Origin of the sequence: Paenibacillus sp. FSL E2-0178, from assembly GCF_038593005.1 — a bacterium.
Taxonomy (GTDB): Bacteria; Bacillota; Bacilli; order Paenibacillales; family Paenibacillaceae; genus Paenibacillus_AQ; species Paenibacillus_AQ phytohabitans.
In genome coordinates, this window is record NZ_CP151953.1 from 2,758,515 (window position 1) to 2,774,939 (window position 16,425).

Annotated in this window: 14 protein-coding genes; 2 read left to right on the plus strand and 12 right to left on the minus strand. The window is 52.1% G+C overall.

Translation table 11 applies throughout. The features are described from left to right. Positions 1 to 14 precede the first annotated feature (14 nt). Both MHI42_RS12090 and MHI42_RS12095 read left to right on the plus strand, forming a co-directional pair. Positions 15 to 689, plus strand: coding sequence for a response regulator transcription factor (locus MHI42_RS12090; protein WP_342423923.1), 675 nt, complete (start codon positions 15 to 17; stop codon positions 687 to 689). Then, positions 686 to 1,729 (plus strand): HAMP domain-containing sensor histidine kinase, encoded by a 1,044-nt coding sequence (locus MHI42_RS12095; protein WP_042134756.1) that lies wholly within the window; start codon positions 686 to 688, stop codon positions 1,727 to 1,729. Before MHI42_RS12090 ends, MHI42_RS12095 begins: the two co-directional genes overlap by 4 nt. A gap of 796 nt (positions 1,730 to 2,525) precedes the next feature. Here MHI42_RS12095 and MHI42_RS12100 read toward each other — a convergent pair. From MHI42_RS12100 to MHI42_RS12155, 12 genes are all read right to left on the minus strand, one after another. Beyond that, entirely contained in the window at positions 2,526 to 3,206 is a 681-nt protein-coding gene (locus MHI42_RS12100) for a hypothetical protein (RefSeq protein ID WP_342423924.1), read from the minus strand. 175 nt (positions 3,207 to 3,381) lie between these two features. Continuing rightward, positions 3,382 to 3,774 (minus strand): DUF4073 domain-containing protein, encoded by a 393-nt coding sequence (locus MHI42_RS12105; RefSeq protein ID WP_342423925.1) that lies wholly within the window; start codon positions 3,772 to 3,774, stop codon positions 3,382 to 3,384. A gap of 327 nt (positions 3,775 to 4,101) precedes the next feature. Further along, the gene (locus tag MHI42_RS12110; protein ID WP_342423926.1) at positions 4,102 to 5,184 is read right to left on the minus strand and encodes a Gfo/Idh/MocA family oxidoreductase; all 1,083 of its coding nucleotides are present in this window, start codon (positions 5,182 to 5,184) and stop codon (positions 4,102 to 4,104) included. A 16-nt stretch (positions 5,185 to 5,200) separates the two neighbouring features. After that, complete coding sequence (locus MHI42_RS12115; protein ID WP_342423927.1) at positions 5,201 to 6,304, minus strand: Gfo/Idh/MocA family oxidoreductase; 1,104 nt, start codon at positions 6,302 to 6,304, stop codon at positions 5,201 to 5,203. 46 nt (positions 6,305 to 6,350) lie between these two features. Continuing rightward, a complete protein-coding gene (locus MHI42_RS12120) occupies positions 6,351 to 7,955 on the minus strand; it encodes a response regulator (protein ID WP_342423928.1) in 1,605 nt (534 codons plus the stop codon). A 95-nt stretch (positions 7,956 to 8,050) separates the two neighbouring features. Beyond that, a complete protein-coding gene (locus tag MHI42_RS12125; RefSeq protein ID WP_342423929.1) occupies positions 8,051 to 9,805 on the minus strand; it encodes a sensor histidine kinase in 1,755 nt (584 codons plus the stop codon). Positions 9,806 to 9,906: 101 nt separating this feature from the next. Next, positions 9,907 to 10,752 carry a carbohydrate ABC transporter permease gene (locus MHI42_RS12130; RefSeq protein ID WP_342423930.1) on the minus strand — a complete coding sequence of 282 codons (846 nt, stop codon included), beginning with the start codon at positions 10,750 to 10,752 and terminating at the stop codon, positions 9,907 to 9,909. Further along, a complete protein-coding gene (locus tag MHI42_RS12135) occupies positions 10,749 to 11,711 on the minus strand; it encodes a sugar ABC transporter permease (RefSeq protein WP_342423931.1) in 963 nt (320 codons plus the stop codon). The genes MHI42_RS12130 and MHI42_RS12135 overlap by 4 nt, the downstream gene beginning before the upstream one ends. Positions 11,712 to 11,917: 206 nt before the next feature. Beyond that, entirely contained in the window at positions 11,918 to 13,255 is a 1,338-nt protein-coding gene (locus MHI42_RS12140; RefSeq protein ID WP_342423932.1) for an extracellular solute-binding protein, read from the minus strand. Between the two features lie 201 nt (positions 13,256 to 13,456). Further along, the gene (locus tag MHI42_RS12145) at positions 13,457 to 14,641 is read right to left on the minus strand and encodes a hypothetical protein (protein WP_342423933.1); all 1,185 of its coding nucleotides are present in this window, start codon (positions 14,639 to 14,641) and stop codon (positions 13,457 to 13,459) included. Then, a complete protein-coding gene (locus tag MHI42_RS12150; RefSeq protein WP_342423934.1) occupies positions 14,623 to 15,180 on the minus strand; it encodes a sigma-70 family RNA polymerase sigma factor in 558 nt (185 codons plus the stop codon). The genes MHI42_RS12145 and MHI42_RS12150 overlap by 19 nt, the downstream gene beginning before the upstream one ends. A gap of 502 nt (positions 15,181 to 15,682) precedes the next feature. Further along, entirely contained in the window at positions 15,683 to 16,390 is a 708-nt protein-coding gene (locus MHI42_RS12155; protein WP_342423935.1) for a DNA alkylation repair protein, read from the minus strand. Positions 16,391 to 16,425: the final 35 nt, after the last annotated feature.

Here is a 16,425-nt window from a genome sequence, read left to right on the forward strand (position 1 = left end):
CAGGAGGAGACCTTATGTTTAATATTCTTGTGGTTGAGGATGATGCCAAGTTACGCCAGCTTTTCTGTACCGTGCTCACCAGAAATGGATACCAGGCCTTGCCGGCCGTGAATGGCGAGGATGCGCTGGACGTGCTGGATAAGGAATATATTGATCTGATTATCTGCGATATTATGATGCCCCGGATGGATGGCTTCGAGCTGACGCGGACGCTTAGGGACAACAATCAGCAGCTTCCCATTCTTATGGTGACCGCACGGGAGAATTTTGCCGATAAGCAGCAGGGCTTCCTCGTCGGGATCGATGATTATATGGTCAAGCCGATCAATGTGAATGAGATGATCCTGCGTGTCGGGGCGCTGCTGCGCCGGGCCAAAATCATCAGCGAGCGCAAAATTGAATGGGGAGAAACCGTGCTGGATTATGATACGTTAACTGTAATTCAGGGGCTTGAGAGTATCCTGCTTCCGCAGAAGGAATTCTATCTCCTCTATAAAATGATCTCTTATCCCAATAAAATCTTCACCAAGCAGCAGCTGATGGATGAAATATGGGGGATGGATTCCGAATCCGATGAGCATACGGTGGTGGTTCATATTAACCGCCTGCGTGAGCGATTCAGGGATAGCGCTGATTTTGAAATCGTCACCGTCAGGGGGCTTGGCTATAAGGCGGTGAAACGGGGATGAGGAGCGGCAAAAACAGCGGCCTGTGGTGGTATTTTGTATCCATGGTATTTATCATCATTCTGTCGTTTGTCTTCATTATGGCTGTGCTGGCCTTCCTGTATTTCCGGGTAGAAAATAACACCTGGGAGCACGGGAACCCCTTCCCGCCTATTCTGACTATGGTGTTATTCAGTCTGGTCATCGGGACCACCATCAGCATTATGGTAGGCCGCAAAATATTGTCCCCGATTACGGACTTCAGCAAAGCGGCCAAGGAGATCGCAGGCGGCAACTTCGATATCTATTTGAATGAGTCGCACCGCGTCAATGAGATCAGTGAGGTGGCACATCACTTCAACCTCATGGTCCAGGAGCTGCGCAGCATCGAGACCCTGCGGAATGATTTCGTTGTCAATGTGTCTCATGAGTTCAAGACCCCTATTGCAGCTATCGAAGGCTACGCCATGCTTCTGCAGGAAGAGAACCTGAGCAAAGAGGAGCATGACGAATACACCGGGATGATCATCGAGAGCTCACGTCAGCTGTCCAATCTGTCCGGCAATATCCTCAAAATATCCAAGCTCGAAAATCAGGAAATGCTTACCGAGCTGGCTGAATACCCTCTGGATGAGCAGCTCCGCCAGGCGCTGTTGCTGCTGGAGTCCCTCTGGTCTGCCAAGCAGCTTAATCTTAATCTCGACCTGGAGGAGCAGCGCTATTATGGAAATGAAGAGCTGATGATGCAGGTGTGGCTCAATGTGCTTGGCAATGCGATCAAATTCACACCGGAGGGCGGGGAAATTTCGGTCTCCATTCAAGCGGACAGCTCCTGGATCTCCGTAATGATCTCCGACACCGGGATCGGCATGACTCCGAAGGTGCGTAAGCATATCTTCGAGAAATTCTACCAGGGCGACCCCGCCCGCGCCGCCGGAGGCAACGGCCTCGGCCTGCCGCTGACCGCGCGCATCATCAGCTTAAGCAAGGGAACCATTGAGGTGCGCAGCGAGCCGGGGCAAGGCTCGGCGTTTACGATCAAGCTGCCGGTTGCGGGGGAGTGAGCGGGGGAGAGTGAGCGGGGGAGAGTGAGCGGAGGAGAGTGAGCGGGGGAGAGTGAGCGGAGGAGAGTGAGCGGGGGCAGCAGATGAAGAGGAGGGCAGCGGCGGAGCAGTTGCCCCTCAGTGCCACCTGACGCCCGTTTTTGGCGGAATTAGTGGGATTTATCCCTCTAATTTCGGCGTGCCAACCGAATGTGGCGGCATTAGCGGGATTTATCCCTCTAATTCCAGCCTTTCGCCCACTTGGAGCGGCATTAGTGGGATTTATCCCTCTAATTTCAGCCTTTCACCCACTTGGAGCGGCATTAGTGGGATTTATCCCTCTAATTCCAGCATTCCGCCCGTTTGGGGCGGCATTAGCGGGATTTATCCCTCTAATTCCAGCCTTTCGCCCACTTGGAGCGGCATTAGTGGGATTTATCCCTCTAATTCCAGCCTTTCCTCGCCCACTTGGAGCGGCATTAGTGGGATTTATCCCTCTAATTCCAGCATTTCACCCGGTTAGGGCGGCATTAGTGGGATTTATCCCTCTAATTCCAGCATTTCGCCTCGTTGGAGCGGCATTAGTGGGATTTATCCCTCTAATTTCAGCATTTCGCCCAGTCGGGGCGGCATTAGTGGGATTTATCCCTCTAATTCCAGCATTCCGCCCAGTCGGGGCGGCATTAGTGGGATTTATCCCTCTAATTCCAGCCTTTCGCCCCGTTGGAGCGGCATTAGTGGGATTTATCCCTCTAATTTCAGCATTTCGCCCAGTCGGGGCGGCATTAGTGGGATTTATCCCTCTAGCGTTAGTACTCTACCATAACTCTATGTCCATAAAAGATGGAATAAGCTCATACCGGCACACTCTGTTGCCCCCCTGCACCAACACAGGTTTAAACTTACCTTTTTCACATAGAGAATTCATATATTTCTTTACTGTACGTTGATCAATCGCAAGTTCGTTCACCACCTCCACTGGCCGGAGGAACCCGTTCTTACGGCTGGCAATCCGCAGAATATCCAACTCTATCCTCGTATATTGCCGGCTTCCTTCATCCGTATTTTTCAACAAACATGGAGTAAGTAAGGCTTTCAGCAGAGAAATTGTCAGCTCCGGCGATGATTCCAAATCATCATAAGGGATCGCAACCACACGGTACCCGGCAATTTGCAGATACGTTTCCCTGTTAAGTTCCTGGCGGTATCTGGTCCGGTCTGTATTCTGAACATGCGGCCCGTACCCTTTCACCTCGATAGCTACCTTAACCTGACCCGGCTTCCATACAAAGTCAACAAAATAGGGTCTTCCCCGCCAATCCGCAACCTCATACTCCGGATGAAGATCGTCCATATTCCCGAAAATCGGCCACCACACCCGCTCCACAAACATTTGCTCGCCATGCCGGTGTCCCCGTTCCAGACGGTCCAGACGTTCCCCGGTTCTCCGTTTCTTGTGATACTCCAGCCATTGGTGATGCTCTTCAGCGAACCCCATTCCTGCCTCCTTCTCTGCACAAAAAAACCCCGCACCCAAAGATCCATGAGTACGGGATGTGCTTCATCCTTTTTATAGATTATAGTTCGTGCTGCTCACCAGCGTCAATGATATCGTTGGCCTCCGGCAACTGGCGCGGGACCAATACCCCTGCTGTTCTATAATGGAGCTGATATTAATCCGGCGTAAAGGTCAGCGTTGTGATGAACCCTGCCGGAATGTAATTCACGCTGTCTCCAGCTATCCGCACCAGCACCGTTACCGCACCGTAGAAGACCGGCGGGTTGACTGGATCATAGGATGTCCAATTCAAGCCCCCATCGGTGGAATATTCCATCTTCTCGTTCGCACCTGTAATGGTGTTGGCAATATCATCTACAGTTACATTGGGCGGCCATGGCGGCTGAGCGAACAGAGCCACGGACAAGGCAGAGTTATTCCCTGCTGCCAAGGTGAAGTTATCTGCTGCATAGGCCTTCGTAGTACTTGCCCCCAGACTGGCTGCACCCGCAACAAGGATTCCGATTAAAGAGAGACGGATGCATTTATTGACAGTTCTCCTCATCATTTCAACCTCCACATCTTATTAAATGAGAAATATAACACAGATCATATTATATCTTATTCTGGATAATTATTCCTTTAAAATTGTAAATTTAATATAAAATTTTGGATTAACCGCAGATTCACTCTATAGTCTTAATCATTTTGCTAAGAAAGAAGCATCTTACCAGTGTCAAAAACACAAATAAATAGGCCAACCAGAAGTTTCTGGCTGACCTAATAATACGAAAGAGATTCCCGCAGGGCGGAAATTGCTACCACACCCGCGCAAGGAAATCTCTCATTGAATAGCTTAGCTGATACAGGCTTTGTGGAATTGAATTAACTCGCCTTATCTCTCAATCGCCCAGCACTGGCACTCTGCTCTTACGGTCTCCCCGGTCTGTATTGCCTGCTCAATCATCAATCCCAGGTACACGTCCTGTGAGGCCTCGTCCAGTCCATAGAATCCGGGGCCGCCGGCGGCATAGGCGGACATCTTGTCCAGGCAAGCCGCAATCGCGATCTCATCATCATATAATCTGGCAGGGGTGAACGGATTGTTGTAGAGCCATTGTTCGCCGCAGATTATCCCTTGAAGATAATAGCCTTCGGCATTCTCCTGTTCCCCCTTGTTGATGCGCTTCAGCTCCAGCTGAAGCGGCACCAGGTTGTCCTGCTGAATCAGCACACGGTTATCGAAGATTTCTCCCCGTTCTCCGCGCACGGAGAGGTGATTCGAACGGGTCCAGGAACGGTGCTGATCCTTGGTGAAGTCGTAAATCCCCAGCCGGTCTCCGAAATCCAGCCAGGCCAGATCCCTTTGCAGAGGAATCAGCTTGTCCTTGGCCGGAGGGCCGCTGCGGGTAGGGCCGTTAACCCAGCGGGACCCGAACCGCATAGCCCTAATATTGGCCTCCTCGAACTCAATGCCGAGCATTCTGCGGATCAGGCTTGCTCCATGATACATTTGCGAAACGGATACCGTTGTTTCCGTGATCCGTCCGAGCCTGCCCGAGCGGATCAGCGACAGCCGCGCCTCTTGCACCGGATGATACGGATACTGCTCGGCAACCTGAATCCGCGCTCCGTGCATAGTCAGTTCCTTGTGCAGCTGCTCAAGCTCCGCCAGACTTGGGGCTGGCGGCGTCTCCGTCAGCGCCGGTATACCGCGCTCTGCCAGGCGGTACAAATAATCCAGAGAGTCCCGGCCGCTGACCGAGACCAGTACGAAATCCGGGGTTTCGCTCGTAAGCAGTTCTTCAAGAGAACGGTAAGTCTGAACCCCCCATGCTTCTTCCATGGCTCTGCCTTTGGCGGCATCCCTTACTACAAGCCCGCTAATCTGAAAGCGGTCCGGCATGGAACGGGCGATTCTGAGGAAATATTGGGCGCGGAAGCCCGCACCGCCGATAATACTGAACTTAACTGTCATATTCTTACCTCCCTTATCAACTGCCAACAGGAAATCGTGGAGCATGGGCGAGAATACCGTCCCTCGTGTACAGCATACTGTCCTTAGTTAATGGAAGAGTTACCGGCCGCCCGGTAATCGAGGCTTCATAGATGGCGGTGACCAGCTCCAGCGTCTTCCTTCCTTCATGCCCGTCAATCAGAACACGCTGCGCCGGGTCCTCGATCGCTTTCAGCATATCGTCAATTTGTCCGGCATGTCCCGTATATTGCAGGGGGCCTATGCTGCTGTAATACCGCTCGATCTCTTCCTCCAGCCCGGTATTCCGCTCCGGGAATCCATTGTCACGCGAAGAAGAGGCATACACCTTCCAGGGTGCTGAGATACGCGCCTTCTCCCCCTGGAACACCAGCTGCTGTTCTTCTCCGTGATGAACGATGGAGCTGGTAATCTGGGCCAAGCCGCCTCCCGGATAAGACAGAATGGCGATTGACAGATCCTCCAGCTGCGACTTGTCATGCGAGGTATTCCGGATGACTGCCTGAACGGTCTCCGGCATGCCGATCATCCACAGCAGCAGATCCATTTGATGTACTCCATGGCCCAGCGTAGAGCCTCCCCCTTCTGCCTCCCAGGTTCCCCTCCACCATACATCATAGTAGCTCTGCCCTCTCCACCAGAAGGAATCCGCCTGGGCATGTACAATCCTGCCCAATAATCCGGAGTCCAGTGTAGCCTTCAATCTCCTGTTGGAATCCAGGAAACGGTTCTGTCCGACGACGGACAGGATACGGCCCGATTCAGCCGCCGCAGCCAGCATGCGGTCGCACTCTTCAAGCGACAGTGCCATAGGCTTCTCCACCAGCACATGCTTGCCAGCCCACAGGAAGTCGGCAGCAATCTGCGCATGGGAATGAGGGGGTGTGCAGATGGACACCATATCCACTTCCTCATCGTTAAGCAATTCGCGGTAATCCTGTACAAACCTGCTCTCCAGCCGGAATCGGTCCCGGAGCGCATCAGCCCGCTCTTTCCGGTTGTCTGCCAGCGCAACTACTGTGCAGCGGTCTGCAAACAAGGCGAAGGCCTGCAGATGAACAGCCGCTATTGAACCCGTACCGATTATAGCTATGCGAATCATAATCTCTCACGCTCCCGAATTTCCGAATGTTACATTTACGCTTTACTTAGTTGATCAGCTCTGTAGGGTTCATGCCGGTAATTTTCTTGAACAGTGTGCTGAAGTAAGGGATGTTTTTGTAGCCTACCCGTTCCGCCACTTCGTAGACCAGCATCTTCCGTTCCATTAACAGCTCTCTTGCTTTCTCAATCCGCACCCGGGTCAGGTAATTGTTGAAGGTCTCCCCGGTAATATTCTTGAATATAATGGACAGATGATTCCGCGAGATATATACCTTGTCTGACAGATCCGCCAGCGTAAGCTCTTCCGCATAGTGCTCATGAATGTAACTGGTCATGAAATCAACAACCTGTCTGTGTTTGCTGCTGCCTTTCCATTGCCGGCTGGCGCAGATCGCGGTTATTTTGGCGGATAACCAGCCTGCCAGCTGGTCGGGCACTGCCAGATTGCCGATCTCTTTGGCAATCTGGTCATTGGTGAACAGATCATCCAGTACCAGTCCCGATTCATACAGCGAGTAGGTTATGATTCCCCACAGTTCACTGCCAAGCATCTGCACGTAGCCGGCGGAGACCCCTTGCTGTTTCTGCAGCTCGGTGACATATTCGCTTACAAGCTGCTGCGCTTCGGCTTCCTGTGTAGCCTTCATCGCAGCAGCCAGCTTATAGGAGAACTTGACCGGAAACAATGCCCCCCTCTCCTGCCCGCCGCTGCTGCTCTCCCGGTACTGATACACCTCATAAGCCGGATTCATCCGCAAGGCTCCCTGATCCATCGCGCGGAAGGCCTCTTCCGTCGATTCGGGGATCTTCATCCACGTATCCTTCAGGCTCCCGATTCCGATACGTATTACCAGCCTCAGGTATGAGCTGATGCTGTCGATCAGCCGGGTCCCAAGCTCCTCCAGCCGGTGCGCGCACTCTTCCCCGGGATGAATAATTAATAATGCCCTATAGCTGTTCAGCTCTGTATATTCCATGTCCGTGAAAAACCTGCGCGCAACCTCACAGGCAATATTGCTGACGGCGAAGCGAAACAGATTCCAGTCGGAGACAGAGAAGGAGCTGGCCCGCTCATCGCGGATCAGCTCAATACCGATGGTGGCATGCTTGCGTTCCAGCCAATACTGATAAGAAGGCGGCAGGCGGGTATTGTTCCGGTAAGAGGGGTCCAAGGTGCCGACTGCTGCGGAACGAACCCATTCTTTCTCGACAAAGGGCTCATACAGCAGCATCTTCAGCTCAAGCTCCCCCTGTCTGATCCGCTCCTCCTCCTCCTTGATCAGCTCCTCAATGATCTTGCCCAGTATCGACTTAAGCGTCGGCAGACTGATCGGCTTGGAGACATAGTCACTTACTTGAAGCCTGAGTGCTTGCCTGGCATGCTCAAAGTCTGAATATCCGCTCAAAATAATAATCTTGCCCTTGAAGCCTTCCTTCCTCAGATGCTCCATCATCGTAAGGCCGCTCATCACAGGCATATAGATATCGGTGATCACAATATCCGGACAGGCTGCGCGGATCATCTCCAGGCCATCCTCCCCGTTAAGTGCTTCCCCGGCCCATTCTGCATCCAGCTCATCCCATGGGATCGCCCGCTTCATCCCCTGGAGGACCTGGCGCTCATCATCAATAATGGCGATTTTCCACATCGTCTCTGCCTCCTTAAGCTTCCTTGCTATCACTATCCGCTGCAACGTTATCTGCCCTGCACAGCGAGGGAAGCGCTGCCACTTCTGCCTTCCACTTAGCTCTTTCTATGCTCGCTTAGCCGCTGCCCCGGGGCCTCTGTAAGCAGAGGCAGACTCACCTCTACTCTGGTTCCGCCTTCTTCACGTTCCTTCAATGTAACCCCATAGTCATTGCCGAAATATCCGGCAATTCTCTCCCGCACATTGCGAATGCCATAGCCGCCGGTATGGCGGTTACGCGGCCGCTCCTCCGGCTGCTTCAAGCCTGCTCCGTTATCATCAATAATAATCTGCAGCGTCTCCTCCGCTCTGCCTATATAGACAGATACAACACCGCTGCTCTGCTTATTGAATCCGTGTACGATTGAATTCTCCACGAACGGCTGCAGGGTAAGCTTCGGGATGTACACATCCTGCAGCTCCGGGGCTGCCTCTATCTTGTATTCCAGCCCTCCCCCCCAGCGGAGCTGCTGGATTTCGAGATAACACCGGATGTGCAGCAGCTCTTCAGAGAGCTTAATGAAGCTCGCCCCGTTGGATAAGCCGATCCGGAACATCTGTCCCATCAGCTCCAGAATCCGGCTGAGCTCCTCCTGCCCGGCATCGATTGCCATCCAGTTCAGCTGATCCAGCATATTATAGAGGAAATGGGGATTGATATTGGCCTGCAGCGCTTCAATCTCAGCTTTCCGCTGCTGCTCATAACGCCGTTCCAGCGAGAGATACAGCTCCTCAATCCGCTCATTCTGCTTACGGTAGCCGGAGAATAAATAACCGAATTCGTTCTCATAATCTGTGGGCAGCTCCTCTTTATGCCCTCCAACAGAGTACATCTTCATAGCGCTTACAAGCTGTTTGATCGGCTTGGTAAACTGCTTGCTCAGATAGTGAGTCAGCAGCAGCACCAGCAGGATCGCTGCAATACCGATCAGGCCAATCCACTCTGCGAGCTTCAGACTGCTTGCCGTAATCTGCTTCCATGACGTGAATTCGATCAGCGTCCAGATGGAGTTATCCATTCGGGAATAGACCAGCAGAGTGTTGCCGGCACCTGCTTTGCCCGGAATATGCACATACCCCGACTTCTTACTCTTGAGATCGATCCACTTAGACCACTCGTTCTGTTCGAGCGTCTCCCCGATCCTCAGAATCTGCTTCCCTTCGCTGTCGGCCATGATACGGTTTGACCCGGAGGAATTGCCGGTCAGCAGCTGCCGGATTTCCTTGGCCTTAATGTGGACGACGAGCACGCCCAGATAGTCATTCTCATACATGATTTTCCGGGCGAAGCTAAGCACCGGGACGTCCCCCTGAAAGCTGGGAATGGTATATTCCCCGGACCAGGCGAAATCGCTTTTCACCAGACGCTTGGACCATTCCTGCTTATCCAGATCAATAATATTCCGGAACTGGATGTAGCTTTGGCTCTCACTCGGCATAGGCTCATCCATATACAGATCAATTCCCTGAATTAAAGGAATGGCATAGGTCAGATTGGCGAGCGCACTTTCTACGCCTACACGCCTGCGGTAGCGCTCGAAATCATCCTGCCTGTTCCGGAGAAAAGTGGTCAGTTCGTTGTCCCGTGAGCTGGACAGTGAAATCTGCTCAATCATATCCAGCCGCGTTGTAATTTCATTATTCAGTTCGTCCAGCAGCCGCTGCTGGTAATGGGAGGTCGTCTGCACGAGGGCTTTGGATGAATTGCTGTAGCTTGTCCATGCTGTAACTGCGATTACTAGAATGAGCACAATAGCAAAGCTGTGGAAAAACAGGCGGTCGATTCTGAATTTTTTAAAAGGATTGGTCAAGTCCGTACCTTCCTTCACTTCCGGTTCACACGAAAGAAACGGTAAAGCTGCGAATGAGGCTCGGGCGCTTTACCGTTATGTGACTGATGTTTTTTTACATCTTATCCCTTTATTCCTGTTGTCGCAATCCCGTCTACGAAATACTTCTGCAGGAACATGAAGACAATAGTAGCCGGAAGAATGGATACAAGCGACATAGCAAGAAGCTGGCCCCACTCCGCCGCAGATTGGGAATCGTTGATCATGCGCAGCGCAAGGCCGACTGTATACTTATCCACCGTGTTGATGTACAGGAGATGGCCCAGGAAATCATCCCAGTTCCACAGGAAGCAGAAGATGGTCACCGTAACAATCGCCGGGAAAGCCAGCGGCATAACGACTCTCCAGAAGATGCCGAACCAGGAGCATCCGTCGATTTTGGCTGATTCATCAAGCTCTCTTGGAACACCGCGGATGAACTGGATCAGCAGGAAGACGAAGAAGCTCCCGCCCGCCCCGCCCGCCAGCAGATGGGGAATGATAAACGGTAAATACGTATTGACCCAGCCCAGCTGATAAAATAAAGCATATTGCGGGATGATCAGCACCTGTCCGGGCATCATCAGGGTCAGCATCAGAATCGAAAACCAGAAATTCTTCAGCGGAAAATCCAGTCTCGCGAAACCAAAGGCAACCAGCGTACAGGATAACAGGGTTGCAATAATGACAGCAATTTCAAGCCCGAAGGTGTTGAGATAGAAATCTGTAAAAGTGTGGCCGGGAACCGAATTCCAGCCCTTGGTGAAGTTGTCCCAATGCGGGACCGCCGGGAAGATTCCCGGTGAGCTAAGCTCGGTGCTGTCTTTCAGGGAAGCTCCAATCCACCAGACAATCGGATAGACCATGACGAAGCTGAAGAGAATCATGAACAGATGACGGATTGCCGGCTTCCATTTCAATGTTGTCATTTACGTTGTTTCCCTCCAGTGTCTGTTTCATAGAATACCCAATACTTCGAGGTGTAGGAGATCAGGACGGTTGCTGCAACGATGGCGACCAGCATAATCCAGGCCAGTGCGGAAGCGTAACCCAGCTCGTAACGGCTGAAGGCCCTCTCATACAGATACATTGCATAGACATAAGTGGAGTTCATCGGCCCTCCGTTCGTAATCACAAAAGCGGAAGTGAACATCTGGAAGGCGCCAATGACAGCCATGATCAGGTTGAAGTAGAGGATCGGTGACAGCATCGGCAGGGTGATTCTGAAGAATTGCGTTCTCTTGCTGGCCCCGTCAACCGAGGATGCCTCGTAGAGATCATTCGGGATCTGCTTCAGTCCTGCGAGAAAGATTACCATGGTGGAGCCGAATTGCCAGACGGTCAGCAGAATCAATGTGCCAAGAGCTGTGTCCGGATTGGTAATCCAGCTTTTCCCCTCTATTCCAAACACAGCAATCAGCTTGTTAAAAATCCCTTCTACTCCGAAAATGTTACGCCAGAGCAGGGAGACCCCGATGCTGCCGCCGATAAGCGACGGGAAATAGATCGCCGTACGGTAAGCACTAATTCCTCTCACCGCTTTGCTGAGAATCATGGCAACGAATAGAGCGGCTGCCAGCTTCAGGGGCACGGATGCAAGCACATACATGACGGTTACTTTGGCAGATTGTATAAATTTCGGGTCCGCCGTAAAAATCCGTTCATAATTGCGGGACCCGATCCATTGCATCGGCTGCATCAAAGTGTAGTCGGTAAACGAATAGTACAGCGATAAGAATAACGGATACGCCGTCAGCGCCAGAAACCCGATCAGCCAGGGCGCAATAAATAAATAGCCCGCAAGCGGAGCGTTCCATCTGCTGCGAAAGTAGGAGCTTTTTCTCGGCAATGGAGCCGCTTCGGCTAAAGTCGTTGTGGAACGGTTCATCTGTGGTCACCTCTTGTGGTCAATTTGGATAACTCAAGTATATAATTGGCCCACACCCGGCTAAATGAGGGGAATGCTCGAATTCTTTCAAAATATAACGGTAATTCCAGGGAACCAAATAGTCCGGAATAAAGCCCGGGACATGGCTGTCCCGGGCTTCTTGTTCAACTATAGAATATATATGCCTTATGCTATCAATAATCCTTCTATTTCTCGTAGGATTGCGCTGCTTCCTTAAGCTGCTTATAAGCTTCCTCCGGCGTGGATTTCCCGAAGCTCAGCTGGTCACGGACAAGCACCCAGTCTTTATCCACGAAGTTCGTCCAGCCTCCGGCTCCGGCCGACCAGGTCTGGCCATCCGGCTCAGTAGCACGAAGGAGCCCTAACCCTACTTTATCCAGTTCACTCATGTTAGCTTCCAGAAGGGCGGCATTGTCCTTATTGGCCGGCAGGCCGCGGAAGGTTTGGGTGACTTGAGCTGCCTCCGGATCATTCACGAACCAGTTGATGAATTTCTTGGCTTCTTCGGCATGCTTGGAATTCTTGGAAACGGCCAGGAACATGGACGGCTTCAGCCAGCCTCCGGCTTCTTCGGCACGCGGCATCGTTACAAGGGCGTAAGCTCCCGGTTTAATACTGTCCCAGGTTCCCAGGTTGTTGGAGAAGCTGTACCGGAACAGGACTTTGCCTGCTGCCAGCAGGTCCATTTGCGGATCATTCTCCTTATCGGAGGCATTCACATCCGCCGGAGGAACCAGGCCTTCTGTACGCAGCTCCTCAAATTTCCGGGTCCATTCCAGGTACGTGGCTTCATCCACATTGAAATGACCGTCATCCGTGATAACCTGCCCTTTCCCCCTGGCGTATTGGTAAGCCGAATACATGAAGTAGTTCCCCGCATAGTCCAGAGTGAAATACTGGCCGTCCGGCAGCTTTGCTTGGGATTCCTTGGCTAAGGCAAAAAAATCATCCCAGGTCCAGCCATTGGCCGGATTGGCAATCCCCAGCTTATCCATAGCGGCTTTATCATAAACCATACCGAAGGCTACTGAGCCCAGCGGAACGGCATACTGTTTGCCGTCCAGCTGGCCGCCGGCCAGCAGCTTCTCATCGAATTTGCTGACATCCACCTCTGGCGCCAATTCAGTGAGTTGCTTGCGGGCCATCCAGTCCGGCATCCAGCCCGGATCGAGCTGCACGATATCCGGAGCGTTATTGGCCGCAGCCTGGGTAGATAATTTGTCCAGATATCCGTCCATCCCGGAATACTCCGGCTCAAACGTTACATTCGGATGATTCTTCGTGTACAAGTCCAGCGCAGCCAAGGTTGCCTCGTGGCGCGGCTGGGAGCCCCACCACATAATCCGGAGTTTGACAGGTTCACCGCTGCTAGGAGCTGTAGTTGCCGCAGCATCAGTACTGGCAGGTGCCGCAGTTGCAGCACCTGCATTGTTTGCTCCATTCCCTCCGCCGCCGCAGGCAGCCAGTGTACCCAATATAGCTGTCATGGCTAACAGCGAAAGAGAACGCTTCCATTTCAACATCTTTAACCCTCCTGTATACATCTGTATTCTCTTACTACATTGTTATAGTAACAATTAGGATTTGAAGTTCATATAAGAGCAATGCACGAATTATTATAAAATCTCCCGGAAATGAAGTCTTTCGGGCATGCCAAAAACGCTCAAGGCCTGTTCCGCTATCATAGATAGCGGGGCAGCCCTGAGCGCCCCAACTGCATTCGTCTAATTCATCATACTGGCGGCAATGCGGATGATATCATCCTTGGTTAACTCCGAATTCTCCTGGCCAACCGCCACGGAATAGATGATCTGCGCTTCGGGGTCAGACCAGACCAGTTTATACTTATACCCCAAGTCGAGCTCCGTGTTGCTGGAGTCATCAAGATAAATGAGCTGCTTGCCGCCTATCTCAACATTCTCCACCTTTGTCTTTTCGCTCCACGGCAGCGGATATGCCGGTCCTGAATTGTCATCAACACGTGAGACACCGATTCTTACCTGAGTCTCCCCCTTCTTGTATATCAGCGATGAATACTGGTAGACAAGGTTCTCCGCCTTCTCTACTCTCCAGGTCAGCCGGAAGTTGTCCCCCAGGTCTCTCGCGTTTCCGCCCTCAAGCTGCTTCTCATCTGGAACCTTTAGGAAAGAAGGCTTGATGATTGCCTCGTCCAAGACATAACCTTCCGGCATATACGCCGGTTGCTTCACTATCGGAGTGTTGTGCTTCTCTACGCTGGTCTTGTAAGCTGCATACTCCTTGAACGTGAGCGGTGGAAGGTACATGTTAAGACTCCCCTCTTCCTGCCGGTCTTCACGCGCAATTACATAGGTGGCATACTCTCCGGGAAGCAGCAACTCCTTCATGAGTTCGTGCCCTTTTGAATATTTCTGGCTGTAGAGCTTACTCTCCTGGTAGGCTTCATCCTCTATACCCGGCTGTGCCTCAGGAGTATAGGGCATCAAGGGTTCTTTCGCCTTCTCTATCATGCCGCCCGATGCCGTCGCCGGAAGCGGCTTATAGGGCAGCACCTTGTACTGAGCCCCGGCCCCCTGCCGGACTTCACTGGAAAACAGGGCTTCGGCCCCTTGCCGGACTTCACCGGAATACTGGGCATAACCGCCGCCCAGCAACACTACTACAAGGAGTGCCGCCACCCAGCCCTGCACCCGAATCCGCTTCCGTCTCCGCCCTGTTCCGGCTTCTGTCTCAACCCTGCGCATAGTGTTAGGAGCATCTTCGTTTGGCGGAAGCGTCTGCACCGTTGTCTGCTCTTCATCAGCAGATAAAGTCCCGCCAAGCCCGAGCGCTTTCATTACCGGGTCATGAACATCCACGGGGAGATAATTAGCAGACCGGTCTCCATCCTTCAGGAACCGTTCCTCCGAAGTCAATTCACTCTTGCCCATAATTGTTTCTCCTTTCTCTCAATCGCTTTTTTTAGCTTGTCTCTGGTCCGTCCATATCTTTTGCGTACTGTAGCCGTACTAACACCCAGAATTTCGCCGATTTCCGCAAACGATTTATCTTCATAAATACGCAGAATCAACAAGTTCCGGTCTTCCACATCAAGCTTCCCCAGGGCGGCCGAGACCGGCTCGCTGAACAGGCGGTTCTCAACCATTTGTTCGGCGCTGTTCACCATAACGTCCTGCCGGAGCAGCTTGCGCAGTTGAAGCTGGAATTTCTGCCGCCGCAACAGATTCAGACAATGGTGGTAGGCGATCTTGTAGAGCCATGAGACAAAATCCGCCTGCGGCTTGAACTGGCCGATGTTCTGATAAGCCTTGATGAGGACATCCTGCACCGCATCCTCCGCCTCTTCCTTGCTGTTCAGTAGCCGGAAGCAGTAGAAGTATATCCGCTGCTGGTACAGCCTGATCACATCGGAGTACAGGTGGGCCTCTCCGGCCTGTATTCTCCCAATCTTCTCTTCAATAGAATTCACGTTGGTCTCCTTTCTTCTATTTCTTCTGTTTCTATAGATATAACACTTGAGCAGTCTCAAGCGTGACAATTATTTATGCCGGGCTCCACAGCAAAAGAGACCAACAGATAGGACTCTGTTGATCTCGTTATGTAAACACTAACTTACAGCTAGCGTTACAGCCATAGCAGCACACGGGCGAGCGGCCGCCGAAGCTTAGCACGGAAATGTTGTACGTTCTACAACTATGGCCGGGATTAAGAGGATAATGTTGTATTCTGTGCAGGATTACAAAGGCAACCGGATTCCAGCTGCGCAAAAAACAGGTTAAACGTGGGTTGAGCAGGTGCTGAACAGGGTTGATGTGGGTGGAACAGGGTTGACGTGGTGGAACGTTAGTTAAACATTAGTGGAATGTATTTTGCAGACGGCATACAATCGTGAACTCCGCCCCAACAAAAAAACACCTGCCCACGTTAAGAGGCAGATGTTAATTAAAACACCAGATTCAGCGGATACCCGCCTAGCACCGCACATGCTTGCGTTTAAATCCGACGCGGCCTTTTTCGACCGTCTTTTGAATATTGTCGTAGGCATTAATGGATTTGCCTGCAGGCTTGTCCTTGCCCACCTCTACCGGACCTACTTTCTTCGCTGTCTCACTCGCCAAGTCATGCAGCGGCGAATAGGATACGGCTACTGTGTAGAGGAAGTTGTTCATTGAATATTTGGTGCGCTCCGGTGCGTCATGAATACTCTTGCTCACCAGCTCCAGCATACCGGCCAGCTTGCTCTCAGAGAATTCCTTATCCGGGCGGCTTCCCAGCAGCCAGCAGTAACAGCTCCAGCCCGCCGACATTCTCAGGTCCTCCCCGCTCGCGATCCATTTATCGGCAACCTGCTGGGCGATATCCGCCTCCGCCAGAGTTACGGCCACCACGAAATCAGACAGCATGTAGAAATAAGCCCCGTCCATCCACCGGTCATAATCGGCTTCCGTCATCCCGTTAGGGTCGGCAATGATTCCGGCAAAATACATCGCGTCATAATTCCCCGTCGCATATAGCTTTTCAGCCAGCGGCTGATTGATTTTGGTTTTTTTGAAGATCGGCTTCATCGCCCCGGTCGCTACACCAAAAAGCGGTTCCTGCGCGCCATTCGAGCTATATATTTTCCTGGTTCGTTCCTTGCCGAGCTCTTCCAGCTCCTGCATGACCATTTCTGCATTCATTATATAACACTCCCTTTATCCGAAGTATTCTCTTC

What these genes read in the sequence shown, in the direction of transcription:
- MHI42_RS12130 (WP_342423930.1), bottom strand. Translation starts at nt 10,752, where the DNA reads ATGACAACATTGAAATGGAAGCCGGCAATCCGTCATCTGTTCATGATT.
- MHI42_RS12100 (WP_342423924.1), bottom strand. Translation starts at nt 3,206, where the DNA reads ATGGGGTTCGCTGAAGAGCATCACCAATGGCTGGAGTATCACAAGAAA.
- MHI42_RS12140 (WP_342423932.1), bottom strand. Translation starts at nt 13,255, where the DNA reads ATGTTGAAATGGAAGCGTTCTCTTTCGCTGTTAGCCATGACAGCTATA.
- MHI42_RS12135 (WP_342423931.1), bottom strand. Translation starts at nt 11,711, where the DNA reads ATGAACCGTTCCACAACGACTTTAGCCGAAGCGGCTCCATTGCCGAGA.
- MHI42_RS12090 (WP_342423923.1), top strand. Translation starts at nt 15, where the DNA reads ATGTTTAATATTCTTGTGGTTGAGGATGATGCCAAGTTACGCCAGCTT.
- MHI42_RS12115 (WP_342423927.1), bottom strand. Translation starts at nt 6,304, where the DNA reads ATGATTCGCATAGCTATAATCGGTACGGGTTCAATAGCGGCTGTTCAT.
- MHI42_RS12155 (WP_342423935.1), bottom strand. Translation starts at nt 16,390, where the DNA reads ATGAATGCAGAAATGGTCATGCAGGAGCTGGAAGAGCTCGGCAAGGAA.
- MHI42_RS12145 (WP_342423933.1), bottom strand. Translation starts at nt 14,641, where the DNA reads ATGGGCAAGAGTGAATTGACTTCGGAGGAACGGTTCCTGAAGGATGGA.
- MHI42_RS12110 (WP_342423926.1), bottom strand. Translation starts at nt 5,184, where the DNA reads ATGACAGTTAAGTTCAGTATTATCGGCGGTGCGGGCTTCCGCGCCCAA.
- MHI42_RS12120 (WP_342423928.1), bottom strand. Translation starts at nt 7,955, where the DNA reads ATGTGGAAAATCGCCATTATTGATGATGAGCGCCAGGTCCTCCAGGGG.
- MHI42_RS12105 (WP_342423925.1), bottom strand. Translation starts at nt 3,774, where the DNA reads ATGATGAGGAGAACTGTCAATAAATGCATCCGTCTCTCTTTAATCGGA.
- MHI42_RS12095 (WP_042134756.1), top strand. Translation starts at nt 686, where the DNA reads ATGAGGAGCGGCAAAAACAGCGGCCTGTGGTGGTATTTTGTATCCATG.